The 25,268-nt window shown below is 41.1% G+C and carries 22 protein-coding genes; 14 read left to right on the top strand and 8 right to left on the bottom strand.

Going from position 1 to position 25,268, the window contains the following annotated elements; all coding sequences use genetic code 11:
- Together EW142_RS14615 and EW142_RS14620 are read right to left on the bottom strand one after the other, a co-directional pair.
- The gene (locus tag EW142_RS14615; RefSeq protein ID WP_130615091.1) at positions 1 to 2,073 is read right to left on the bottom strand and encodes a M16 family metallopeptidase; all 2,073 of its coding nucleotides are present in this window, start codon (positions 2,071 to 2,073) and stop codon (positions 1 to 3) included.
- Position 2,074: 1 nt separating this feature from the next.
- Positions 2,075 to 3,397, bottom strand: coding sequence for a M16 family metallopeptidase (locus tag EW142_RS14620; protein WP_130615093.1), 1,323 nt, complete (start codon positions 3,395 to 3,397; stop codon positions 2,075 to 2,077).
- Positions 3,398 to 3,575: 178 nt separating this feature from the next.
- Here EW142_RS14620 and EW142_RS14625 point away from each other — a divergent pair, with 178 nt between their 5' ends.
- The 3 genes from EW142_RS14625 to rpmA all read left to right on the top strand — a co-directional run bounded on the left by EW142_RS14625 (position 3,576) and on the right by rpmA (position 4,967).
- Positions 3,576 to 4,022 carry a DUF4199 domain-containing protein gene (locus tag EW142_RS14625; RefSeq protein WP_130615095.1) on the top strand — a complete coding sequence of 149 codons (447 nt, stop codon included), beginning with the start codon at positions 3,576 to 3,578 and terminating at the stop codon, positions 4,020 to 4,022.
- 103 nt (positions 4,023 to 4,125) lie between these two features.
- Positions 4,126 to 4,680 (top strand): 50S ribosomal protein L21, encoded by a 555-nt coding sequence (gene rplU, locus EW142_RS14630; protein WP_130615097.1) that lies wholly within the window; start codon positions 4,126 to 4,128, stop codon positions 4,678 to 4,680.
- Positions 4,681 to 4,706: 26 nt separating this feature from the next.
- Positions 4,707 to 4,967: a 50S ribosomal protein L27 gene (gene rpmA, locus EW142_RS14635; protein WP_130615099.1), complete on the top strand. Its 261-nt coding sequence runs from the start codon at positions 4,707 to 4,709 to the stop codon at positions 4,965 to 4,967.
- A 52-nt stretch (positions 4,968 to 5,019) separates the two neighbouring features.
- Here rpmA and EW142_RS14640 read toward each other — a convergent pair whose 3' ends face one another.
- The 4 genes from EW142_RS14640 to EW142_RS14655 form a co-directional block, all read right to left on the bottom strand.
- Entirely contained in the window at positions 5,020 to 5,559 is a 540-nt protein-coding gene (locus EW142_RS14640) for a DUF1569 domain-containing protein (protein ID WP_130615101.1), read from the bottom strand.
- 17 nt (positions 5,560 to 5,576) lie between these two features.
- Positions 5,577 to 6,140 (bottom strand): SRPBCC domain-containing protein, encoded by a 564-nt coding sequence (locus EW142_RS14645; RefSeq protein ID WP_130615103.1) that lies wholly within the window; start codon positions 6,138 to 6,140, stop codon positions 5,577 to 5,579.
- A complete protein-coding gene (locus tag EW142_RS14650) occupies positions 6,137 to 6,955 on the bottom strand; it encodes an SDR family NAD(P)-dependent oxidoreductase (RefSeq protein ID WP_130615105.1) in 819 nt (272 codons plus the stop codon). The genes EW142_RS14645 and EW142_RS14650 overlap by 4 nt, the downstream gene beginning before the upstream one ends.
- A 158-nt stretch (positions 6,956 to 7,113) precedes the next feature.
- Positions 7,114 to 9,498: a TonB-dependent receptor gene (locus EW142_RS14655; RefSeq protein WP_130615107.1), complete on the bottom strand. Its 2,385-nt coding sequence runs from the start codon at positions 9,496 to 9,498 to the stop codon at positions 7,114 to 7,116.
- A 235-nt stretch (positions 9,499 to 9,733) separates the two neighbouring features.
- On the opposite strand from EW142_RS14655, the gene EW142_RS14660 reads away from it, so the two are divergent.
- Together EW142_RS14660 and EW142_RS14665 are read left to right on the top strand one after the other, a co-directional pair.
- Positions 9,734 to 10,819 carry a sensor histidine kinase gene (locus tag EW142_RS14660; RefSeq protein ID WP_130615109.1) on the top strand — a complete coding sequence of 362 codons (1,086 nt, stop codon included), beginning with the start codon at positions 9,734 to 9,736 and terminating at the stop codon, positions 10,817 to 10,819.
- A 2-nt stretch (positions 10,820 to 10,821) separates the two neighbouring features.
- Positions 10,822 to 11,577, top strand: coding sequence for a LytR/AlgR family response regulator transcription factor (locus EW142_RS14665; RefSeq protein ID WP_130615111.1), 756 nt, complete (start codon positions 10,822 to 10,824; stop codon positions 11,575 to 11,577).
- A gap of 54 nt (positions 11,578 to 11,631) precedes the next feature.
- Here the strand turns inward: EW142_RS14665 and ahcY are convergent, their stop codons facing one another.
- The gene (gene ahcY / locus EW142_RS14670) at positions 11,632 to 12,948 is read right to left on the bottom strand and encodes an adenosylhomocysteinase (RefSeq protein WP_130615113.1); all 1,317 of its coding nucleotides are present in this window, start codon (positions 12,946 to 12,948) and stop codon (positions 11,632 to 11,634) included.
- A gap of 70 nt (positions 12,949 to 13,018) precedes the next feature.
- On the opposite strand from ahcY, the gene EW142_RS14675 reads away from it, so the two are divergent.
- The 7 genes from EW142_RS14675 (at position 13,019) to EW142_RS14705 (ending at position 19,212) form a co-directional block, all read left to right on the top strand.
- Entirely contained in the window at positions 13,019 to 13,654 is a 636-nt protein-coding gene (locus EW142_RS14675; RefSeq protein WP_130615115.1) for a 4'-phosphopantetheinyl transferase family protein, read from the top strand.
- 52 nt (positions 13,655 to 13,706) lie between these two features.
- Positions 13,707 to 13,967, top strand: coding sequence for a thiamine-binding protein (locus EW142_RS14680; protein ID WP_130615117.1), 261 nt, complete (start codon positions 13,707 to 13,709; stop codon positions 13,965 to 13,967).
- Positions 13,951 to 14,589 (top strand): nicotinamide riboside transporter PnuC, encoded by a 639-nt coding sequence (pnuC, locus tag EW142_RS14685; RefSeq protein WP_130615118.1) that lies wholly within the window; start codon positions 13,951 to 13,953, stop codon positions 14,587 to 14,589. Before EW142_RS14680 ends, pnuC begins: the two co-directional genes overlap by 17 nt.
- Positions 14,544 to 15,107: an AAA family ATPase gene (locus EW142_RS14690; protein WP_130615120.1), complete on the top strand. Its 564-nt coding sequence runs from the start codon at positions 14,544 to 14,546 to the stop codon at positions 15,105 to 15,107. The genes pnuC and EW142_RS14690 overlap by 46 nt, the downstream gene beginning before the upstream one ends.
- Positions 15,104 to 16,639 (top strand): DUF4301 family protein, encoded by a 1,536-nt coding sequence (locus EW142_RS14695; RefSeq protein WP_130615122.1) that lies wholly within the window; start codon positions 15,104 to 15,106, stop codon positions 16,637 to 16,639. The genes EW142_RS14690 and EW142_RS14695 overlap by 4 nt, the downstream gene beginning before the upstream one ends.
- A gap of 777 nt (positions 16,640 to 17,416) precedes the next feature.
- Positions 17,417 to 17,722, top strand: coding sequence for a hypothetical protein (locus EW142_RS14700; protein ID WP_130615124.1), 306 nt, complete (start codon positions 17,417 to 17,419; stop codon positions 17,720 to 17,722).
- Positions 17,723 to 17,856: 134 nt separating this feature from the next.
- The gene (locus EW142_RS14705) at positions 17,857 to 19,212 is read left to right on the top strand and encodes a sigma-54-dependent transcriptional regulator (protein WP_130615126.1); all 1,356 of its coding nucleotides are present in this window, start codon (positions 17,857 to 17,859) and stop codon (positions 19,210 to 19,212) included.
- Here EW142_RS14705 and EW142_RS14710 read toward each other — a convergent pair.
- The gene (locus EW142_RS14710; RefSeq protein WP_130615128.1) at positions 19,187 to 21,649 is read right to left on the bottom strand and encodes a hybrid sensor histidine kinase/response regulator; all 2,463 of its coding nucleotides are present in this window, start codon (positions 21,647 to 21,649) and stop codon (positions 19,187 to 19,189) included. The two genes, EW142_RS14705 and EW142_RS14710, sit on opposite strands and share 26 nt — an antisense overlap.
- A 298-nt stretch (positions 21,650 to 21,947) precedes the next feature.
- Between EW142_RS14710 and EW142_RS14715 the strand changes: the two genes are divergently transcribed.
- Both EW142_RS14715 and EW142_RS14720 read left to right on the top strand, forming a co-directional pair.
- Positions 21,948 to 24,224: a TonB-dependent receptor gene (locus EW142_RS14715; RefSeq protein ID WP_240740227.1), complete on the top strand. Its 2,277-nt coding sequence runs from the start codon at positions 21,948 to 21,950 to the stop codon at positions 24,222 to 24,224.
- A gap of 39 nt (positions 24,225 to 24,263) precedes the next feature.
- Positions 24,264 to 25,268, top strand: a complete 1,005-nt coding sequence (locus tag EW142_RS14720; RefSeq protein WP_130615130.1) for a Gfo/Idh/MocA family protein — start codon at positions 24,264 to 24,266, stop codon at positions 25,266 to 25,268.

Below are 25,268 nucleotides of genomic sequence, written 5' to 3' on the forward strand. Positions count from 1 at the left end.
TTATTCAAAATCAGCAGGTGAAACCCCATCGTTGACCTTGATTTCCTTTACGATGAAATCGAAGGTTTGGGGACCAGCTGTTTGGGTCAGTTTAAATGGAAATTTGATTCCAGAGACTTCTTTGTAATCCGATAGTTGCAAGGTCTGGGTCATCTGTTGCCCTTGTACTTCCTGAACACTGACCTCTTGAAGCTTCAACCCTGTTTCTACATCATAGAAAGCCGATTTGCCATCGGTAATTTTCAGTTTGTACGCTTTTTTATCGCCAACCGCTTCAATTCCTTCAAGACTGATGTTTCCAGCGGCCAAAAAGTTCAACTCAGGAAAAGCTGCAGATTCTTCCTTGATTTTCTCAATTTCTTCTTCAGATAGGTCTTTGCGTTGTCCTTGGGCCACCATATAACCTTTATCGCCATCCAAAACCTGCTTTTGCATAGAATTACCCATGACTTTTATGTCTTGCATAAACTGGTCTTTAGCGGTCTTCTTCATCTCAAGCTCCAACTTCATCCCCTGCATTTCTGCTTCTGCAATCATGGCATAGGATTCTACACCTTCCAACTTTTCTTTGCCCCCAACGGCCTCAATGTATTTTTCCAGAATAGAGTTAGCGGTGATTCCTTCAGGGACGGCCACATCATAATTGGGCTTTTCTGTTTTACTGGCAAATACATCGTAATAGAGAGAGGGAACTTTTTTCCCATTGAATTCCAGTTTTTCAAGATTTTCTATTACATCACTTCCTTTGCCTGTGACCACAACACGGGAATTCGATGTGGAAAAGTGTTTTTGGGCCGCTTTTTGAACATCCTCGGCAGTAATGGCATCGATGCGCTCCAAATAAGTTTTATAGAAATCCTTTGGAAGACCTTCGGTTTCTATGTTCAAAGCATAATTAGCTATGGTTTGCGGTTTTTCCAATGCCATCACGAAACTACCTGAGTATTTGGCTTTGGCATTTTTCAGTTCTTTTTCGGTAACTGGCTCTTTCATGATTTTGTCTATTTCACTCAAAATCTCAACGACCGAACTATCTGTAACCATATTGCGCACCTGTGCAGAGGCACTAAAACGCATAGGGCTGAACTTATTATCCCGTATGGCGGAATAAGATCCATAGGTATATCCTTTGTCCTCCCTTAGATTCATAAACAAACGGGCCTGAGATCCACCACCTAGAATTCTATTGGCCAAAAGCGCAGAAAGATAGTCGTCATCCTTCATTTTAAGATTGGTAACATTCTGCACAGCAATCTCAGATTGAACCGCGTTGGGCATATCCACAAAATTTACCTGGGTATATTGCGCATCCGAAGGGTTTGAGTAGCTGAACGAAGGTGGTGTAGCCTTCGACCACGGAGTGAAGTATTCCGTGACCAACTCTTTGACCTTGTCAAACTCTACATCACCAATAACCACCAAATAGGCGTTGGCAGGCACAAAATTGGCCCTGTAGTACTGTTCAATATCCGCTAGGGTCACCCTATTCACAGTTTCCTCGCTGGTAATCTCCCCAAAAGGGTGATTTTTGCCATAGGCCAAGGCCAGCTGCACGCGTGTTGCAATAGCGGAAACATCTTTTTCCTGGGATTTTAATCCCGTCAAAAGTTTTTCCTTTTCCTTATCAAACTCTTCTTGGGTGAAATTGGGATTCAAAGAGGCATCTGCCATCAATTCAAGAATTCTTGGAAAATACTTGGACAAACAACTTGCAAAAGCACTTTGATCACCGATGTTTATGGTAGCACCCAAAAAGTCTACCTCTTCGTAAAAATCGTCCTTAGAAATGGATTTTGATCCCTTGCCCATTAAACTTGATGTTAAATCGGAAACTCCCGCTTTCTCACCTTGTAAAATTGGAGGGTTATCGAGTGTAAGTTGCATGGAAACCCTTGGTAGTTTATGGTTTTCCACTACCATGACTTTCAGCCCATTGTTCAACTCGAAACGAGTTGGTTCTTGTAAATTGATTTCAGGTGCAGGACCTGGCTCTGGTTTTTTGCTACGGTCGATTTGTGCGAAGGTTACCGTTACCATTAGGCACAGCAGACCGGAAAGAATATACTTTTTCATATTAATTGGCATCTTTTTGTTCGGGCAAATACTCAAGTTCAACTCGTTGATTCACCTTCAGATATTTTTTTGCAACTTCCCTAATTTCCTCTCGGGTAATGGAACGATAAATATCAATTTCGGTATTGATGAGATTCGTGTCGTTTTTTAGCATGTAGTTGTCGGCCAAGGAATTGGCTATCCCTTGAATGCTGCTGTTTGCGTTTACAAAGTTATTCTCGAACTTATTTTGGAGTTTTTGATAGTCCCTCTCGGAAATTAAGTCCATCTGTATTTTGAGAATTTCTTCGTCAATCTCTTTTTTGAGGTCCTGAATGGAATTTTCCCCAACAGGCAAGGCTCCAACAACATAGGAGCTATAGTCAACGGCCGAAATTGGAACAGAGAAAATCTGCAGCGCCATCTTTTTGTCATCTACCAACTTTTTATAGAGTTTTGAACTTTCTCCGTCACTCAGATACGTAGAGATCATATTGATGACATGAGCATCGCGTTCGGCTTGTCCTGGGGTTCTATAGGCCAATAAAATTGCTGGAATCTGAATGTTCGGATCGTTGTAGGAGGCTTGGATGGTTGTAGTGATGGGTTTTTCAATAACCTTGTTCCTTTTGATGTCCGCGCCTTTTGGGATGGGTCCAAAATAATCTTGGATCATTTTCTTGGTCTTTTCCGAATCAATATCTCCGGCAACCACCAAAACGGCATTATTGGGAACATAAAAGGTTTTGTTGAAATTTTTGAAGTCATCCAGAGTGGCACTGGCCAAATGATCCAAGGAACCGATAACGCCCCAGCGATAGGGATGTTCGGAGTAAAGATTTTTCAGTAATTGCTCAAAAATGGCACCGTAAGGGGAATTGTCGGTACGCAACCTTCTTTCCTCCTGTACCACCTCTTTTTGTGTGTCCACTCCAACTTGACCGATGATGGGATGCATCAATCGTTCAGATTCTAGCCATAAACCTGTTTCAAGACTGTTGGAGGGAAAGGTTTCATAGTAGTATGTCCTATCCAAAAAAGTGTTGGCATTTCCGCTTCCACCACTCGAAGCAACAATCTGGTCCCATTGGCCCCGTTCAATATTTTTGGTGCCCTCGAACAAAAGGTGCTCAAAAAAGTGCGCAAATCCGGTCTTTTCAGGATCTTCATCTTTTGAGCCTACAAGGTACATTACCGCTGTAGTCACTACGGGAGCTCCATTGTCTTGATGTAAAATAACGTGAAGGCCGTTGTCTAAATCATACTCTTCAAAAGCCACTTCCTGCGCATACAAAAAGTTTCCTATGATAAGCATGAAAAGACCTAAAAATAGTTTTCTTTTCATTACAAAAATTTAAGAGTTAATATCGTTTTTCATTAGTACTGATTTTCTTTATGATGTTACACGAATATAGCGTAAAATTCAAGGGAATTTGGGTATTGTAAACAACTCTTTAACAAGAAAATATGGCAAATTCGCCAACATTCAGTAAATTAAAGGTCCATCCTGAAAAGCAATTACGATGAAAAACCTAACCCTTCCCATTCGTTTTGGTATCGTTACCAGTGCGGTGCTTATGGCCTATTTTCTGATTCTTTCGCTCATGGGAAAGCATACCAATGTTTTTTTCAGCCTTTTTAATGGAGTGATAACCGGGCTCGGAATTTATGAAACCATCAAGTATACCAAATTGAGGCAGGGGAAGGACTTCAACTATGGCAAAGGTTTCACCGCTGGAATTACCACAGGTTTTGTGGCCACACTCCTGTTTACCATTTTCTTTGCTTTTTATAGTACCGAGTTGGACAAAGATTTCCTCACGGAGCTTTCACAAGTATGGTCCAAGGATTATGCAAATTTTGAGGGAATTGTTTTCTTCACGGTTTCCATCATGGGTTTTGCCACCACGCTTGTTTTGACCCTCTCTTTTATGCAGCTCTTCAAAACCTCGAACAATCCCAAAAAATAACAATGGATTGGAGTAAATAATGCTTGTACATTAAGGATTTAGCAGTATATTTGCACCCGCGAATTTCGATAAGCGACAAACATTAAATTTAATAAAACGCAGTATGTACGCAATTGTAGAGATGGCAGGGCAGCAATTTAAAGTTGCAAAAGACCAAAAAGTGTACGTTCACCGTTTGCAGACCGAAGAGGGAAAAAAAGTAACCTTTGATAAGGTTCTCCTTTTGGACGACGGTGGGAACGTAACTGTTGGCGCCCCAGTCATAGAAGGTGCAGCCGTTGAGGCCAAAGTAGTAAAGCACTTGAAAGGTGATAAGGTAATTGTCTTCAAAAAGAAAAGACGTAAAGGGTATCGCAAGAAAAACGGTCATAGACAATATTTGACTGAAATTGTTGTGGAAAGCATTGTTGCCAAAGGAGCTAAAAAAGCAGCACCTGCCAAAGCCAAGGCAGAAAAACCAGCAGAAGCTCCCAAGAAAGAAGCAAAGCCAAAAGCAAAAGCCAAAGTGGAGGAGGCGCCAAAGGCGGCACCAAAAAAAGCTGCTGAGGATTTGAGCTCAAAAACGGTTGCTGAATTAAAGGAAATGGCAAAAGCCAAAGGAATATCTGGTATTTCTTCCATGAAGAAAGCAGATTTGATTGAGGCTTTAAGCAAATAAATAGAAAGAACTAAAAAAGATATATCATGGCACATAAGAAAGGTGTAGGTAGTTCGAAAAACGGTAGAGAGTCAGAATCGAAACGCTTGGGCGTGAAGATTTTTGGTGGACAAGCCGCTGTGGCTGGTAACATCATCGTTAGACAACGAGGGACCAAACACAATCCTGGTGAAAACGTATATGCCGGAAAAGACCATAGCTTACATGCCAGAATAGATGGTGTAGTAAGGTTTGAGAAGAAAGCTGGCGGAAAATCCTATGTTTCCGTTGACCCTTTCGAGGCATAAGCATAAATAAGACTTTTAAAAAAGCCCACATTAATGTGGGCTTTTTTGTTGCTTAATTTTTTAGAATATCCCTGACAATTTTCAGATGGTGGTCGGTATGAATTTTAAGAAAGCGCTTGGTCTGTCCTTTGTCAATCACATTGAAATAGGGGTGCTTGAAGTGAACTTTTTTATCTAATCGCTCAATTCTTTTAAGATTTTTTCTAGCTTCTTCCATTTGTAGATAAAGACTATCGGTTGATATGGTCTTCGGAGGGCGAACCAATTGAGGAGATTCGGCCACCCCTCTTGGGAATGCACCCATAGTGAAAACCACCATCCTTGAAAAGTTAAAGTTGGAACGGTATGTATTTGGATTTGATGCTTCCAAGGCTTCGCAAATATGATTAATCGTTTTTAGGCTATGATCTAAGTGCCATGCTACGTCAACCTCGGACACTTCCATATTTCGTTTTGCTCTTTCGGGGATATAGTTGATGATATCCGAAAACTGCGCATCCAAAAACTGAGGTCCAGGGTCAGAATTTCGTATCAAAATAAAAGTAGTTGTAAGAAGAGCTAAAGCTACCAAAAAATACCGGATTTTTTTCATGGGTGACAAGCTAACGATTAAATCGCCTCAGCTTTTTCCCTAATCTTTTCCAACCAAATTTGATGAAGTTTTTCCAACTTTCTGGGCTGAAAGGTCTTTTCCAAAAAAGTGAGGAAACCGTGTTGGGATTCTTCGGTTATCAGTTTGCACCCATCCTGGGTCGGAATGATAAGCCAAGCATGATAGCCTTTGATACTTTTTTTGATGGACACCCAACTTAGTCTTGAGTAGGGCTCAAACTCCTGAATGGTGGATTCAAAATCCAGCCCCATGGTTTTCCATTCAAATGTTGAATCTGCATCTAAAATTCCATTGTCAGGAGAGGCTACTTTGACATTAGATGCACCTTCATACCATTCAGGCCATGTTTCGGCCGCTAAAAGGATATTCCACACTGTTTCGGGAGTAGCTTTTATTTCTATTTCATTGTGTACAAAAAACCCGGCTTCTTCAGGAGTGTAAGCTTCTGGCCAATTGATTTGGCTTGGGTAGGGCTGACTTTCGGCAATCTTCTTTTTTGTAGAGGTACAAGATTGGATTGTGACTACAAGTAGTGCTGTTAATAAAAGAACTTTTTTCATGATGTAACTTTTTGATGTTGTGTCATGCCGCTCATGACCATTTTCATAATGCGGATCTTCCCCCATCGGGGCACAGTTCGTAACCCCAAAATCAAGATTTTAGTCAGCCTGCCTGGAAATACGGTGGACTTCTTTCCTAAAGATTTTAGTATGGGCAGCACGACTTCCTTGGGAGTGAGCACATTGCCCATTTTCATGTTCGCAACTTGTGCAAAACCACTTGCAACTGGACCCGGCGCGGCTGCCAGAACATCCACATTGTAGGGCTTTAATTCGTGATATAAGCCTTCCCCAAGAGATTGTACATAAGCTTTTGTTGCTGCATAATTGGCCGCGTTGGGGACTCCCTGGAATCCTACAATGGAACTCATCAAAATAATCCCTCCCCTTTTATTTTGGGCAAATTGCCTTGCAAAGTGATGGGTCAACATCATAAGGGCAAGCGTATTCACCTGAACCATTTCGATTTCTTGATCAACATCCGACGCGATGAACTCGCCCGAAGTACCAAAACCTGCCGATGCGACGAATAGGCCAATTGGAATATCTCCAATACTGTTGATAATATGGGTGATACCTTCTGTGGATGCAAGGTCCGCAGTGATGCTATCCGTTACAATGCCCCATTGATCCTCCAATTGAATGGAAAGTTGGTTGAGGGCAAATTCATTTCTTCCGTTAAGGATAAGATTGAAGCCAGCTTCGGCCAAACTACGGGAGATTTCTTGGCCAATGCCGGAAGAGGCACCGGTTATCAAGGCCCATGGTCCGTAATTATCCAATAATTGCTGTTTAAGATGATTTGAAAATCGCATAATTCTTTGTTTGAGTTAAATAGGCTTCCAGCCCCACCAAATAAAAGTGGGGTAATTGGTCTTTCTCTTTTTGAAAATGATAGAGGAAGGCTTTGACTTCTTTTCCTCTGCTGCTCTTGTTTTGGAATTCCTTGCCATCTTGATCTTTTTCTCTAATTCTAAAACTGAAATCGGTACCCAAAATCTGGGAAGAAGCCAATTTGATCCACTTGATCTACATTATTGGTCAAGCGATTATAGCGTTGGACAAAAACATTCTCATTGGCAGTTACGTTTTGTAAATCCACATAAAACTGATGGGAAGTTTTCTTGTCCCGACTGTTGATTTTTAAACCGAACTTCACATCCCACCGGAAATAATCATCGATTTGGTCGCTAAAGGCCAAGTCTTCTTGAAGTACTTCAAAGCCTGCCAATCGAGAAGCTTCGAGGTCAACAGGGGTAAAATATCGCCCTCCTGAAGTGGTGAGACGCGTATCCACAAACCAAACATTTTTTCCGGCCGGACCAGTTTTAAATTCCTTACCCGCCAAAAGATTTACTACATAGCCATTGTTGAACGGGGTATTTCGCTCAATACCATCACTTCCTTCATATTTGCTTTCAAAAAATGAACTGGTCAAAAGGCCATAATAGCCCTTACTAAAGAATTTCTCCAGAGTGAGTTCTATACCTTGATTGAAACCTGTGCCCTCATTGACAAGGGAAACCCTATCATTGTCGAATCCAAAGTCAGCCCCTTCTGTAAGTGTGGAGTAACTTGAAGGAAAGGGTTCAACAGCTGCGTTATCGATGTCCTGATAGTAAACCTCCAGTTTACCGCGCCAGCTATCACCCAGTCGTACATCGTAGCCCAAAACATAGTGGCTGCTTCTTACGAAATCCAAATCCCTGTTGGTCTGTTGGATTTCTCCATTCACATTTTCGTTCAGAAATAAAAGTGGGAGTGGAGCAGATTGCTGGTGAACCCCATAGCCTAGGTTAATAGTGTGGTTCGGGAAAAGCGTATAGTTTACTGCAGCTCTGGGTTCTAGTACAAATTGCTCATTCAAGGTACTGTATTGGGTATGCAGACCGGCATTTAGGGTGAGCTTTTCAGCAATCCGGATTTGACTTTGAAAATAGGGTTGAATAATGTTCAAACCTTCATCAATGTCCCTAAAATTTACAAGGTCAGGGTCTCCATCACCATTTGTATCCGCTTGCTCGTTTCTATCCAATAACAGACTTTCGATGTTGAAACGCTCAAAAAGAAGTCCGGCTCTGACGGTAAATTTGCGACTTAACTTGGTATTGAACAGCGTTGAAAAGGTAAAACGTGTTTCTGAATTATCAGCTTCCGTATATCGTATCAATCGTTCTTGGGAGGTATCTTTTTCTATAAAACGGTCAACCACGAAGTCATTCCCCGAATAAGAGGTGGAAGCAATGGTCCTAAGAAATGAATTGGACCCCAATTTTAGATTGTGCTTCACACCAACCACACCAAATCGCGATTCCACAAAGGTGTTTTCATCCTCCGCGGCAAAAAGATCATCAGGGTCAATATCATCCCCCAGAAATTCAATGTCCGAATTACCAATGATTCCGAAAATTGATAAGTTTCCAAAGGAAGTTTTCCCAAAATCGATATTGAAGGAAACATCGTTGTAATTGGGTGTAGCTGCCGTACCTCCTGCACCGACTCCAAGAAGACCTACCAGGGAATACCGGGCTGCGACCAAAAACGAACCGCGATTTTTGCCCAAGGGGCCTTCCGCCATAGCTTCTACCCCAGTGAAAATTCCGGTTTGTAGGGTATACTCATAGTCGTCGGCATTTCCTTTTCTAAAACCTAAATCGAAAACCCCGCCCAGGGCATTGCCATATTCAGCAGGGAAGGCTGAGGTAATAAAATCTGAATTCTTCAAAAGATTGGGATTAAGGGCAGAAACCGGACCTCCTGTTGTTCCCAAGGTGGAGTAGTGATTGGGGCTTGGAATGGGGACACCTTCTAAACGCCAAAGTAGTCCAGTAGGAGAATTTCCCCGTATTACAATATCGTTACGGCTATCGTCTGGGGCTGAAACCCCAGCAAAGTTGGCAGCCAAACGTCCTACGTCACTTCTGCCCCCAGAGAACCGGGTCACTTCCTCAACCCCAAATTGACGGGCTGAAACAGTTGCCAGTTTGTTCAACGGGCGGTCCTTGTTCGCTGAATTGGTCAACACAACTTCGTCCAGTTGGTTGAAAGATTCCAACAATTGAATGGTCAAGAACACATCCTTCCCTGTTGTGACTTCAACATTGGGAACAGTGGTGCTTTCAAAACCGATATAGCTAATACGTAATACCTGCCTTCCGATGGGTACATCATTTAATACGAATCTACCGTCAAAGTCGGTAATGACCCCTGTGGCGGTTTCCATATTCAATAATTCAATCGTGGCGCCTTCAAGGGGGCTTTCTGATTGTTTGTCTACCACAATACCTTTAATGACCCCGGTTTGCGCCAAGGTCAAGGAGGCGTACAAAACTGTAAGAATAAAAATGATTTTTTTCATGACTGGTTTCATTGAGATTTGCTCGAAATTGAAACAATGAATCCATCCTTGGAACTGAATAAACCTGTATCAACATATGATTGGCTGAAACGTCACATACAAGGTTGTAGCCAAAAAAACTTCAATGAACTACTTTCATTTCAACTGAACGGACCTTGATAACAATTCAGGTGGTTTTTTGACGGTTGGCCCTATGTCATCATGCGGTTAGTAATGTGATGTTTATCTTTAAACTATGTTGAACGGGATTTTCAAAAATGCCAGGGTAAAAAAGTTCCTCTTTCGATGGATGGTGGTGAACGTGGTTTTTTTCTTGATAAAGACCACAATGGATCATGAAGACCGAGGGTTGAGTAATTTTTTCAACCCAACAAGTCTTTTTTATTACTTCACCGCCTTTCTGTTCTTCATGGTGACTTGGGAATTCAACGATTATTTGATTAAAAGGCAACGTTCACAGGGCAAGTTGAATTTAAAAAATAGCCTTAAGATTTTTGCCCAGACCATGGCCTTGTTGCTTCCATTAAGCGCGGTAATCTATTATTTGGCCCTATTTCCCTTTAGGGAAATTATAGGAATAGAATGTGAAGATCCTTTTGTGGAGTTCATGGCCGATTTTTTAAGGGCGGCTTTGATAGGGTCCACCGTTGTTTTTTTTAACCTCTTTTATTTCGCAATGAAACAAAAAGAAGAGATGGAAGAACAAATGGAGAGTTTGAAAAAGGAAATGTTGGCCTCAAGGTATTCGTCACTGAAAAGCCAAATCAGCCCACATTTTTTATTCAATAGTCTTAACACCCTTACTTCGCTGATGTACGAGGACCGCGATTTAGCTTCTGATTTTGTAACTCGGTTGGCAACCAGCTATCGCTATATTTTGGATAACAAAGAGGACGATTTGGTCACCCTTCAAAAGGAATTAGCTTTTTTGAATGCCTATATATTTATGATGGAAATAAGGCACAAAAATGCGATTAGAATCAAAATGGATATCAAAGTAAATCCTAAGAACTACTGGATTCCAACGCTTTCCCTTCAGATGTTGATTGAAAATGCGTTGAAGCACAATCTTTACTCTAAAGAACAACCCCTGGAAATCACCGTGGTTTCTATTGATGATGATGCGCTCGCCGTTCGTAATAATCTCAGAAAGAGAGAATTGAAGAAAACTACCCAAATGGGTCTTGATAACATCAAAAAACGGTACTCGTATTACACCAATAAACAGGTCTTGGTGCGACAGGAAGAAGAATTTTTTGAAGTTATCATTCCATTGCTTGATAAGGAAGTCTCCCAATCTAAACTCATTGCCATTTCCTAGTTATGAAAGCTGTAATCGTAGAAGACGAGGAATTTGCATCCAAGCGTTTATCACAGTTGGTCACCGAACTGGCTCCCGATATTTCAATACTTACCGTATTGAGTTCCGTAGAGGAAGGAAAAACTTGGTTTTCTTCCCATCCATTTCCCGACCTGATTTTTTTGGATATCCAATTAAACGATGGTTACGGATTTGATATTCTGGACGATTTGGAAGACCATCCCCCTGTTATTTTCACGACTGCCTACAATGAATTTGCCATAAGGGGATTCAAATATAATGGGGTGGACTATTTACTAAAGCCCATTGTAAAAACCGATCTGAAGGTTGCTTTAGAGAAGTTCAAGAAGAATGTGACCCAAAACGGACAATCGACTTCTGAAAATATTGCCCAGCTTAAGCAATTGTTCCATAAGGAATACAAACATCGGTTTATGGTTAAGGTAGGCAACCAGTTTCGATCATTCAATGTTGAGGATATAGCTTTTTTTAAATCCCATGAAGGATTGATTTTTCTTTATACACATACAGGACAGTCCTATCCCATTGAATACACCATTGACCAGCTGGAGAACATTTTGAACCCCATTCATTTCTTTAGGGTAAATCGGAAATTTATGGTCTCCGTGAAGTCGGTTGCGGAGATACACAGTTATTTCAATAGTCGTTTGTTATTGAAACTTCTTCCGAAGGAAGAGGAGCAAGTTATTGTTTCAAGGGAACGAACCACCAACTTCAAAAAGTGGTTGGACATGTAAAAGAAAAACCCCCACATTGCTGTGAGGGTTTTGTGTTGTTAGTTGTATCAGAATCTAATACCTGTAATAATCCGGCTTGAAGGGCCCTTGGACCTTCACACCAATATAATCTGCTTGTTCTTTATCTAGCTCTGTGAGCTCTGCACCCAATCGGGCCAAGTGAAGTTTAGCCACCTTTTCATCTAAATGTTTAGGCAGCATATACACTTTGTTTTCATATTTAGCACTATGCTTCCATAGCTCAATTTGTGCCAAGGTCTGATTGGTGAAAGAGTTACTCATCACAAAACTTGGGTGCCCTGTGGCACAGCCCAAGTTAACCAGGCGACCTTCTGCCAAAACAATGATATCCTTGCCATCAATGGTATACTTGTCCACCTGAGGCTTGATTTCATCCTTGGTATTACCATATGTGCCGTTCAACCAAGCCATATCAATCTCGTTGTCGAAATGCCCGATGTTACAGACAATGGCCTTGTCTTTCATCGCACGGAAGTGCTTTTCGCTGATGATATCTTTGTTTCCTGTAGCTGTGATGACCACATCGGCGTTGGCCACTACCGTTTCCAATTGTTTAACCTCATATCCATCCATACAAGCTTGAAGTGCGCAAATGGGATCGATTTCCGTAACAGTAACGATGGCCCCGGCTCCTCTAAAGGATGCTGCCGTTCCCTTACCAACGTCACCATACCCAGCAACCACAACACGTTTCCCAGCCAACATGGTGTCAGTGGCACGTCTTATGGCATCCACTGCACTTTCACGGCATCCGTACTTGTTGTCAAATTTAGACTTGGTAACAGAATCGTTTACGTTAATGGCAGGCATTGGAAGCGTACCATTTTTCACACGGTCATACAAGCGGTGTACTCCTGTAGTGGTCTCTTCAGAAAGTCCTTTGATATCCTTGGCCAATTCGGGGAATTGGTCCAATACCATATTGGTCAAGTCACCACCATCGTCTAAAATCATGTTCAAAGGCTTGCGTTCCTCACCAAAGAACAAAGTTTGTTCGATACACCAATCAAACTCTTCCTCGGTCATTCCTTTCCAAGCATATACTGGAATTCCAGCTGCCGCAATGGCTGCCGCTGCATGATCTTGGGTAGAAAAAATGTTACAGGAACTCCAGGTAACATCAGCACCTAATTCCACAAGGGTTTCGATTAAAACCGCAGTTTGAATGGTCATATGCAGACATCCTGCGATACGTGAACCTTTTAAAGGTTGTTCGTCTTTATATTCCTCACGAAGTGCCATTAGTCCAGGCATTTCCGCCTCAGCTAATTCAATTTCTTTTCTTCCCCAATCTGCAAGGGAAATATCCTTAACCTTAAAAGGCACATAGGGAATTGTTTTTACGCTCATACTTTTATTAATTTATATTGTAGCTTCGCCTAACTCGGCTGCAAAGATACAAATAACGTAACTTTTACTCATGCCTATTTACAAAAGCATAACAGTATCGCCCGCCATTTCGGCACATGTTTGGAAAGTAACCGAAGCAGAAGGACTTTTAGCCGAAGGGATTGAATTGTCCGATCACTGTCAAAACCGATTGGATGGCATGAAATCGGAAGCGCATAGAAGGGCATTTTTGAGTATTCGCCATTTACTGGCCATTGAAGGATATGTGGACAAGGATTTGTATTATGATCCTTTCGGGAAGCCCCATTTAAAGGATGGAAGCCATATTTCCATCACGCATTCGCACAACTTTACCGGAATTATTGTAAGTCGATTGGATGAAGTGGGCATTGACATTGAAATGCAACGAAACAAGATTTTGCGAATTGCTAACAAATTCACACCCTTGGAAGAATACAGGACTTTGGCCAATACGGAGGCTGTAATCCGCAAGTTGACCATAGTATGGGGGGCCAAGGAATCATTGTATAAAATTTATGCCCAAAAAGGATTAAGTTTTTTGCGACATATTGATGTTGCCGATTTTGCCTTTGATGATTTTAGAACCACTGCCAAAATCGAATATCAAGGTAAAACTTCAAATTACGATGTGGAGTTCCTCGAGTTTGAAGGATTCACATGTGTATTCGCAAAGGGGCAGAAATGACTTGACCTCAAATGGGTTTTTAGTAGTTTTGCCATCTAAATTTGCATAACCCATGAAAATATCGGTCGAACTTACCCTAACACCGCTTCAAGATAATTTTGAACCACCCATCATTGATTTTATCAAAAAACTCCGAACTTCTGATCTAACCATTCTGGAAAACCCATTGAGCACCCAAGTATATGGTGACTACGATAAGGTAATGGAGCTACTGCAAAAAGAGATCAAAACTTCATTTAAAGGCTTGGAACATGTGGTTTTGAATATGAAATTGGTTAAATCGGACCGAAGCGACTATGAGCCACATTTTTGATTGGATTTTTTCACAATACGATGGGGTCTCCACACACATTGTTGTGCTGGAACTCGTTAGCGTTGTTTTTGTTCTACTTAGTGTTTGGTATTCCAAAAGGGAGAATATCCTGGTTTACCCCACAGGCATTGTGGCCACAGGGATTGCGGCCTACATTCTGCTGTACTGGGGCCTTTTAGGGGATATGCTCATTAATGTTTACTACTTCATTATGAGTGTTGTGGGATGGTATCTATGGACCAGAAAAGTTGATGAGACCCATTTTATTCCTATAACTACCACTACCCAAAACGAGAAGAAATGGTCGATATTCATTTTTTTGGGAACCTTGGTTTTTGTGACTGTAGTTTATCTTCTAGCCGATAAATTCAATACATGGACTGCCTATGTGGACACTTTTACAACCGGAATCTTTTTTGTGGGGATGTGGTTGATGGCCAAGAAAAAATTGGAGAACTGGATATATTGGATTGTTGGCGACATTATTACTGTGCCATTGTATTGGTACAAAGGGCTTATCTTTAGTTCGCTTCTCTACGCAGCATTAACTATAATCGCCATTTACGGTTACAAGGCATGGAAGAAAAGCTTGGGCAAGAGCCCTCAAACCTTGTTAAAGTAGTTCTCTTTGGACCGGAATCTACTGGGAAGACCACGCTCTCACGTCAGCTGGCAGACCATTATCAGACCGAGTGGGTCCCTGAATATGCCCGAGAATATTTACAGAAAAAATGGGATAGGGAACAAAAGACTTGCGAACCACATGATTTGCTTCCAATAGCCTATGGCCAAATGAGATTGGAGAATGAGTTGGCAAAAAAGGCCAACAAACTTCTTGTGTGCGATACCGACCTTTTAGAGACAAAAGTATACTCAGAAGCATATTATTTAGGGTACTGCGACCCCTTATTGGAGCAATATGCCCTTGGTAACCAATATGAACTCTATCTGTTGACCTACATAGATACACCATGGGTTAAGGATGACCTTAGGGACAAACCCGATGAGAGAGAACGAATGTTTGCATATTTCAAGGGAACCTTGGAAAAATACGGTAGGAATTTTGTTACTTTAAAGGGAGAAGAAGAGGTTCGATTTTCAAAGGCCGTCAAACACATAGATAAACTCCTCAACACATGATCGATTTTAGTCTCGAAGACTTAGAACAGCTGCAGATAAAGGGAATTTCCCAGGAAAAAGTATTAGATCAAATAGCAACCTTCAAAGCTGGAATTCCTTTTGTTCAATTAAAGAAGGCCGCTGTAGTTTCCGATGGCATTCTTCGGTTTTCGGATGAAGAGCAGAAAGACTTGGTTCACTTTTTTGAGGAGAAACGTAAGAGTCTGGTTCTTTTAAAGTTTGTTCCAGCTTCTGGTGCAGCCTCACGCATGTTTAAGGCCATGTTCAACTTTTTGGATGCTTTTGACCCTTCACAAGAAAAATCGGAAGATTATTTCACCCGAACTGGGGATAAGGCCGCTCATCAATTTTTGGAAAATAAGGAGCAACTTCCATTTTTTCAGCTTATCAATAACCGAATAGCGGGAAAATTTAACAATCCAGATGAAGAAGCATATCTTTTTGTAAAGGAAATGCTTGTAGAGGAGGGTCTCAATTATGGTTTTTACCCCAAGGGCCTACTCCCTTTTCATAAATATGATTCGGAAACGGTTACCCCGTTCGAAGAACATTTGAAAGAGGCTGCGCTTTATGCCAAAACGAGTGGGAAGGCCAATCTACATTTTACAATTTCCGTGCAGCACGAGGAAATGTTCAAAGACGAACATGCCAAAGCTGCTCCCAAGGTTACCAGAAAGACCGATACGGAATTTAATATCACCTATTCCAATCAAAAACCTTCCACGGATACCCTTGCCGTTGATTTAGAGAACAAACCTTTTCGAAAAAATGATGGGTCCATCCTTTTTAGACCAGGAGGGCACGGGGCACTCATTGAAAACTTAAATGAGCAGGATGCGGACATCATCTTTATTAAGAACATTGACAACGTAGTCATTGACCAGAATTTAAGTGCCGTTTGTGCTAGCAAAAAAATGCTTGCAGGTGTTTTGCTTAAAGTACAGTCAAGCGCATTTGCCTATGCCAAAGATTTGGAGGAAGAAGTTTCCATAGAAAAGCTTGAGGAAATCAGAAATTTTCTTGAAAAAGAGCTAAATGTCCCCATGCCTGATACATTCAATCAACAGGATCAGGCTGAAAAAAGGAAAATATTGAGTAATAAACTCAATAGGCCCATTCGAGTTTGTGGAATGGTAAAGAACGAAGGAGAGCCTGGGGGAGGTCCGTTTTGGATTGTAGACCACACGGGTACAATTTCACTGCAGATTGTTGAATCGGCACAAGTTGATCTGTCCAATTCCGAGCAGGCCGCTTTGTTAAAGAATTCTACACATTTCAACCCTGTGGATTTGGTTAGTGGGATACGGAATTACAAAGGAGAAAAATATAATCTTTTGAACTATGTGGACCACATGCAAGGCTTCATTACCGGAAAGACCCAGGAGGGAAAGGAGCTGAAGGCACTTGAACTTCCGGGCCTATGGAATGGAGGTATGGCCTATTGGAACACAATTTTTGTTGAAGTTCCACTCGTGACCTTTAACCCTGTGAAAACAGTAAATGACCTTTTCAAGCCCAGTCATCAAGGATAACTACAAAAGTCCTGTCATCTTCTAGAAATCCTCTTTGCATCAGGGGATTTTTTGCTTTTTAGGGCAAGTTATTTCCTAAAATATGTTAAAAATACCGGAACGCGGTGACCTACTTAACAAAATGGTGTCCTATAGAGTGAACAAGCAAAAGCAACAAAACATGTTGATGATTGGGATTAAAATTTTTTTAGTTGGAATGAATGCTTTAGCTCTTTTGATGATTTTTTGGGCAGAGAATAATACCGAAAAACAGATAGTATAGCAATGCCGGCTGTGATGGGCCGGTCATTTTTGGTTGGTTGATTTGGTTGAAGGTCGCACTCGTTGCGACCTTTTTTTGTGACCCAAAGCTAAAACATGTGTCTAAATTGTTGAAATGATGAGTATGATGGTTTTTCGAATAATGTTTGGTATAAGTATTCTTGTTTTGGGGATATCAATTTTCATTTTGGTGTCCTATTTGCGTAAGGAATATCATAAAAAAAGGGAAGAATAGTTTGGATGATGCTATGCAAACACTAACCATGCGTTGTCCATTAGGTCCGGATTTGTAAATTTTTGCAAATAGGATCTTGCGGAAAGGCTGCTTCGGCAGCCTTTTTTGTGTAAAAAATATACACTCCTCCTTCCCAGATTCCCAATTTTACACATGTCAATATTAATCTGAATATTTATAAAAATCTAATAATCAATATTTTATACCCATAATGCTATTCAAAAAAAGTATGGCACTGCATTTTCATAGGATAAAGTGAATTTAATTTTAAAAAACATATCATGAGAAAATTGATTTTAGCATTCGTATTATCTTTTGTGGGATTCGCAGCAATGGCCCAAGCTGCAAGTGTATCGGATCAAACCGATAAAACAGCTGTAATTGCTCCGGTTCAAGACTTTGAGGAAATCAGTGTGTCTGATCTTCCAGAAGCGGTTGTCACCGCCGTATCAAAAGATTATCCGACCGCTTCCATAGATAAGGCCTACAAAAATGCATCCAATCAGTTCAAGCTCGAGCTATCCTTGGAGGATGGCACTTCTGGCACCGTTTATGCCGATGCCGAGGGAAACTGGATTGAGATGTAACACAAGTTTGATTAATCGTGTTAGGTTAGTTTGGTTAGAGAGAGGTTCGCGGGGGCGAACCTCTTTTTTTGTGATAATTTTACAACCCTTTTATCGTCCTATCGCTTTTGGGAACCGTATATTAGATACGAGATATGCCCAAAATCTTAATCATTGAAGATGACACTGCGTTTTGTCAAATGCTTTCGCGCTTTTTGACGAAAAATGGTTTTGCCATTACTACAAGTTATAACCTTCACAATGCCAGTGAAAAATTAAAGCATACCAAGTTTGACGTTATCTTGTCGGATGTTAGGCTTCCAGAAGGGGATGGCTTGGATTTGCTTCTCCGTATAAAATCTGAATTTCCCGAGACCCAAGTCATCATGATGACAGGATATGCAGAAGTTAAGACGGCGGTAAACGCCATGAAAAAGGGGGCTTTTGACTACATCGCTAAGCCCTTTACGCCCGAGGAAATCCTAAACATTATCAACAAGGCCTTAAAGGCTGGGGATACATCTTCAAACGAGAAAGTTCAGAAGTCGGCAAGCCACAAAAAAAAGGAAACTACATCAACAAAACCCCAGTTTGTTGCCGGGATAAGTGAAAGTTCTCAACAAATGCAGCAGTATATAGAACTGGTTGCACCTACCTCCATGTCTGTTCTCTTGGTTGGGGAAAGTGGGACTGGAAAAGAAGTCACGGCAAGGATGATTCATGACCGTAGCCATCGGAGAAATCAAAAGTTTGTAGCGGTGGATTGTGGAGCCATACCCAAAGAAATTGCGACCAGTGAGTTTTTTGGACATCTGAAAGGCAGTTTTACAGGAGCGATTGAAGACAAAATGGGCCATTTTGAAGCTGCAAATGGCGGGACACTTTTTTTGGATGAGATTGGCAATTTGTCGTACGAAAATCAGGTTCAATTGTTACGTGCCCTTCAAGAACGAAAAATAAAGCGGGTGGGGAGCACACATGAAGTGAGTGTGGATGTGCGAATTATATCGGCCACCAATGAAAATCTTGAAGAGGCTGTCGAGGAGGGGAGGTTTCGTGAAGACCTTTACCATAGAATCAATGAATTTTCAATTACGATTCCCCCTTTAAGAGCACGCATAGAAGATCTCTTGCAATTTGCGACTTCATTCTTGGAAGATGCCACCAAAGAGTTGGGGAGAAACGTCACCCAAGTTGCGGATGAAGCAAAAGAAGTATTGCTTCATTATTCCTGGCCGGGAAATCTCAGGGAGTTGAAAAATGTGATGAAGCGAGCCGTTTTGTTCACGGAAGGTGAAACATTGAAATCGGAAGCCTTACCTCAAAAGTTGAAAAATCACTTAAAAAGTGAGCTGAAGGGTACGGACTTTTCAAAGGAAACCTATGAAAAAGAACGTATTCTAAAAGCATTGAAACAAGTAAATTTTAATAAGAGCAAAGCAGCAAAGTTGCTGCAGATTACCAGAAAGACCCTCTACAATAAAATTAATCAGTATCAATTGGATGTGTAGCCATTAGCTGTACAATTTCATCCTCCAGTTTTGAAATGATTCTTTTTAGATTCTCAAAATCCCCTTTTATTTCTCTTATTGCCACCTTTTTAGAAATGATTTCCATTTTTTCCAATAAAGGAACAGCTTCAATAATTTTTAGCTGACGAAACATAGGCAACATTCGGTGGGCAATGGATTCCATTTTCGAAATTTCTGATTCATGTAGTGCTTTCTCCAGTAAGTACATATCTTTTTTGGTGTTCTCCAGAAAAACATCAAGCACGTTATAAAGAGGCTGACCATCTAAAAAAGAAGAAATCAAATCCAAGCTAAATAAAGTTGAATTGGAATGGAACGTGTTTTTGTATGCGAGCTTGGAACTGACATTTTTTCTGTGCCCCTTGCTTACGGAATATAAGGTTTTCAGCAAAACTTCGGCGCTGAAGGGTTTTACAAGCATTTCCGTGAACCCGGCATCCAAACAAACCGAACGGTTAAGGTTCTTTTGCCCGGTCATGGCTATTATGGGTTGGTTTGAGTAGTGGGAAAAGCCATTGTTTTTTAAACGCTTCAATACTTCAAAACCGTTAACATCATTCATTTGTATATCGGTCAGCACGATATCATAATCCAAGGACTTGTTCAAGGGAATATCCTTAAAACTGGAATAGCCCATAGTAGCAACACCCTGTGTTTCACAAAGCTCAATCAGTAAATGTAGAAGGGCCCGATCATCATCCAAAATCAAAATAGACAGGGAGTGATTGTCTTGTTCTGCAAGAAGTGCTTGTGAAGATTCAACACTTGCGAACTCCAAGGGAAGCGATACGGTGAAGGTGCTACCTTTACCTTCTTCACTTTCCAGTTCAAGATAGCCACCCATGAGTTCGCTGAGCTTCTTTGATATGGTCAACCCCAAACCGTAACCCTGATATTTCTGGTTGTCATTACTTTCGACTTGTGCGAATTCTTTAAAGATCAGCGCTTGTTTTTCCTTTGCAATTCCAATACCAGTATCTATGACCTTGATACGGAGGTAATCCCCTTTTACGGTTTGATGCACAAAAGCATCAATTTTTACAAAACCATGATGTGTAAACTTAAAGGCGTTCCCGATTAGGTTACTCAGTATTTGCCTCAAACGCAAGGAGTCGCCCAAAATGGCGGATTGAAGCTCGGAATCGATGGAAAACTCCAGATGCACAGATTTTTTAACCTTCACCTCTTCAAATTGGGCCGCGATATTGGTCAAAAGTTCTGTAAGCAGAAAGGGCTCTTTTTGAATTTGCAATTGACTGCTCTCCAACTGGGAAAAATCCAGAAGGTCATTTGCAAGGTTTTCAATATAGCTTAGCGCAGATTTTATCCTTCGCACATATTTTCGTGCTTTTTTTCCTTTGATTTTGTGGTCCAACAATTCAGAATAACCCTGAATGGTGCCCAAAGGAGACCTCAAATCATGACTTACGGTAGATATTAGTTGCTCCCGGCTTTTTAGAAGAGATTCCGAATAATTTTTCTCCTTTTCCAGTTGGTCTCGATAGCGTTGTGACTTTAAAAAATCCTTGGACACCAAGACGGTGAATAAAAATGCAATGAGTAATCCAGAGACAATGGCCACGCCTGCGAACCGAATACTACGCTTCACCACTTTCTCTTTTTGAAATCCGTCCAAATAAGCATTTGTAATAAGTTCTTGTTGAAAAGCTGAGGTGAAGCTCCTAAGTTTTTGGGAAAGCTCCAGGTCAGTTTTATAGATTTCCAGTTCTTTTTGAATCAAAGAACGTTCCAGCTGTTCGCTTTCTGTTTTTGCACGGTTCAATATGGATTTTGACAATTGCAGCACAGAATCTACTTGGGCGGCATTTGGTGCTGCATTAGCTTCCTTGGGAATATTTTTGTTGAGAATATCCACGTATTCCCGAATGGAGTTTTGTGTTGACAGAGATAGCTTTTCAAAATTCGGAACAAAGGTTTCAGGTGTGATGCGGCCCATATCGATTTCCATTTTGTTGATTGCTTTTAAAATGGAATCCAAAGGGGCGGTTTGCTCGGTTTTTAGCTTTAATTTTCTCAGTTCTGCATTATTGAAGACCTTCAGCTTTAGCAATCCCTGAACCGAGTCCAGTCTTTGAGTCTGTGATTGGCTTGGGGTCAACAATTGTAAAGAGTCAATTATGACAAGGATAGAATCAACCTTTTTTGAGTAGTTCCTAAGTTCACTTGATTTTCTTGTTTGCAAGGCCAATTTGGAAAGATTCTCGGCCTCATATAACTCTGTAAGCAGTAAGTTGGTATGCAATAACTTTTGATTGTCTTGCATCTTAACTTGGGAAGTGCTGTAATCCTCAAATTCCGAATAGATGAGATATCCTGCAAGTAGACTGAGTATGCCCATGGCCAAGTAGCCGGCAATGATTTTTAAAGTAAACTGTTTTCTTGACTTGGGGCGCATGTTCTCAAGTATATACGCAAACCAGAAGCATAATGGGTCAATAAGAGGTGTTAATTAACGCAATTTTTATTATGAAAAGTGAGCGCCGGATATTACTTTTGCCCCATCTCAAAGGGGTGCTTTGCTTCACAAAAACAACTGATGTTTGGCAAGGCTGAGATTATACCCAATGAACCTGGGCGGGTAATGCTGCCAAGGGATGCGCTTAGCGCCTTTTGGAATTCATCGTTTCTGTAAGGAAACAAAAATCAAGTACTAACAAGAATAATGACCCCTTTTATTCGTAAACATTTTACGAATGAAAACGCTCTGTTCTAATTATTATGAGAAAACCACTAAATATAGAAGTGGTTCAATGCGACAACTAAAAAACAATAGAAAGCATCGCATTAAAACTTTATTCACAACATTGGCCCTTTTTGGGCTGGCACTCAGTTTAAGCGCCCAAAAATCACGAACAGATTCCATCGAAGGAAAACAGGTAGACCTAAATGAGGTAGTAGTATCCGCCTCTCGGGTGACTGGGGAGTCTCCGGTTACTTTTTCCAATTTCGAAAAAACGGATATTGCCAAGGTGAATTTGGGACAGGATATCCCTGTTTTACTCAATTACCTTCCCTCTGTGGTTTCTACCACTTTTGATGGGACCGGAGTGGGGTACACGGATTTTCGTATTCGGGGTGCTGACAACTCCCGAATCAATGTTACCATCAACGGAATTCCCTACAATGATGCGGATAGTCAAACCACATTCTTTGTTAACCTTCAAGATTTTGTTTCCTCAGTAGAAAACATTCAAATTCAAAGAGGGGTGGGAACTTCTACCAACGGAGCAGGTGCTTTTGGTGCTAGCATTAATATTTTGACTGATAATTTGTCTGAAGAGGCCTATGGCCAGATTTCAAACAGCTTTGGTAGCTTCAACACCCGAAAGCATACGGTAAAGTTTGGTACTGGATTGTTGAATGATCACTTGGCTTTTTCCGGAAGGCTCTCAAGAATTAAATCCGACGGCTATGTAGACCGTGCGTTTTCTGATTTAAGTTCCTATTTTTTGGATGGGGTGTATAAGGATGAAAACACTCAAGTTAAAGTGCTGGTTTTTGGAGGTGAAGAAATTACCGGGCTTTCATTTGCAGGTTTGGATGAAGCCGGCTTGGAGACCAATAGACGCTTCAATGCGGATGGACTGTATGTGGACAGAGAAGGCGTGCAAAGGTTTTATGACCGACAAACCGATAATTACAAACAGGACCATTATCAATTGCATCTGACGCAACAATTCGATGAAAACTGGAGTGGGAATGTTTCATTCCATTATACCTACGGGCGGGGCTTTTTTGAGCAATATATAGATGACGCCTCCTTGAATTTTTATCGGTTGGATGAGTTTGAATCAGATGGTGAGGCAGTCACCAATTCAGATTTGATAACACGTCAACACTTGAACAGCGATTTTTATGGTACCGTCTTCAGCCTGATTTATAAATCAGCACAGTTGGATGCTGTTTTTGGAGGAGGATGGAATCGCTATGATGGCGAGCAATTTGGTGAGATCATAGGTTCTGAATTTGCAATAGTTCCCAATATTCCCAATCGATTTTTTGAGAATGAAAGTGACAAAAAGGATTTTAACATCTACGCAAAAGGCACCTTTAGACTAAATGACCAACTTTCTCTGTTCGGAGATTTGCAGGTTCGTAACATTAATTATGAAGCAAATGGTTCACTTTTTGAGCCTGGCGCAGTTTTGGACGTAGATGAAAACTATACTTTTTTTAATCCCAAAGCTGGGATAACCTATCGCATTAACCCGAACAACAGTCTTTATCTCTCCTATGCCCGCGCTAACAGAGAACCAGCTCGGGTGGACTTTGAAAATGGGAATCCTGAGCCTGAAAGCCTGGACGATTTTGAATTGGGATGGCGTCATATTACGTCCGATTTTCAGCTGAATACAAACATCTATTATCTAGATTTCAGAAATCAATTGGTGCTTACGGGCGCGTTGGATGAGGTAGGTTTTCCCATTCGCCAGAATAGTGGCAGCAGCTTTCGCTTAGGCTTGGAAATAGATGCCAACTGGAATATTTCAGATATGTTTAGGGTTCGTCCAAATTTGGCATTGAGCACCAATAAGAACCGAGATTTCTTTTTTCAGAGAGATGGTCAATTGGAAAACATGGGGAACACCAACATTTCTTTTTCTCCTGAAATCATAGCCGGAAACGTTTTCACTTTCAGTCCGAATGAGGATTGGAGCTTCAGCTTGTTTTCCAAATATGTGGGAGAACAATTTATGGGCAATATAGACTCACCGGTTTCCAAACTTGATGCCTATTTTGTGAACGATTTGAATATTCAATATCAAATCACCGACATTCCCATTGTGAAATCGATTGTTTTTTCTGGTCAAATCAACAACCTATTCGATTTGGAATATGAGAACAATGGTTTCTTCTTCACTTTTGATGATGATTTTACCAATCCAGGCACGGTGACGACTGTTGAAGGGAACGGATTTTATCCTCAAGCGGGCATCAATTTCCTGTTGGGTGCAACAATCAATTTATAGCGACATAACCATTAAAAGGGATTCTGTATTTTTAGCTTAATGACAGAATCCCTTAATACACCCTTTTTTAAAAAATCTTCAATACGCTGGGGAGTAATAGGCTGTGGCAGCGTGACAGAAAAGAAAAGTGTACCCGCTTACCAACAAACCGAAGGTTTTGAGGTGGCCATGATAATGTGTCGGAATGCTAGTAGGGCAAAGGACTACGCGGAGAGGCATAAGGTTCCATTTTGGACCACAGACGCCAGGGCAGTTATTGAAAATCCGGAAATTGATGCGGTTTATATCGCTACTCCCCCCGATTCACATAAGGATTATGCCCTTTGGGTGGCAAAGGCAGGAAAACCTTGCTGCATTGAAAAGCCCATGGCACCTAATTTTCATAATTGCGAGGAAATCTACAAGGCATTTTTGGACCGTGAATTGCCGTTGTTTGTCGCTTATTACAGAAGGTCTTTGCCTCGATTTTTGAAAATAAAGGAGTGGTTGGATACCAAACAAATTGGAACAGTTCAGCAAATCCATTGGGTGAAAACAAAACAACCCAATGATTTGGACCTAAGCGGAAAGTACAATTGGAGGACTGACGCAAGCATTGCCCTTGGAGGTTATTTTGATGATTTGGCCAGTCATGGATTGGATTTGTTCACCTTTCTTTTGGGTCCAATAAAAAGCGCCAATGGGAAGGCTTCTAACGAAGGAGATCTCTACTCGGCCTATGATACTATTACAGGATCTTGGGTACACGAAAATGGAGTTGTGGGTAAAGGAAATTGGAATTTTCTGGCCCAAAACCGAGAAGATAGTGTTGAAATAATTGGTACGGAAGGCAGAATACTATTTTCTGTCTTGGATGAGGCCCCAATCGAACTTATTACCAAATCAGGCCGACAAAGCTTGGAAATTCAGCACCCTGTTCATATCCAAAAATATCATGCGGAAAATATCAAAAAGCACTTTAAAGGAGAAGGTATTCATCCTTCAATTGGGAAATCAGGAGTTCACACCAGTTGGGTGATGGACTCTATTTTAGGCAAACTGTAG

Source organism: Flagellimonas allohymeniacidonis (assembly GCF_004296335.1).
Classification (GTDB): Bacteria; Bacteroidota; Bacteroidia; order Flavobacteriales; family Flavobacteriaceae; genus Flagellimonas; species Flagellimonas allohymeniacidonis.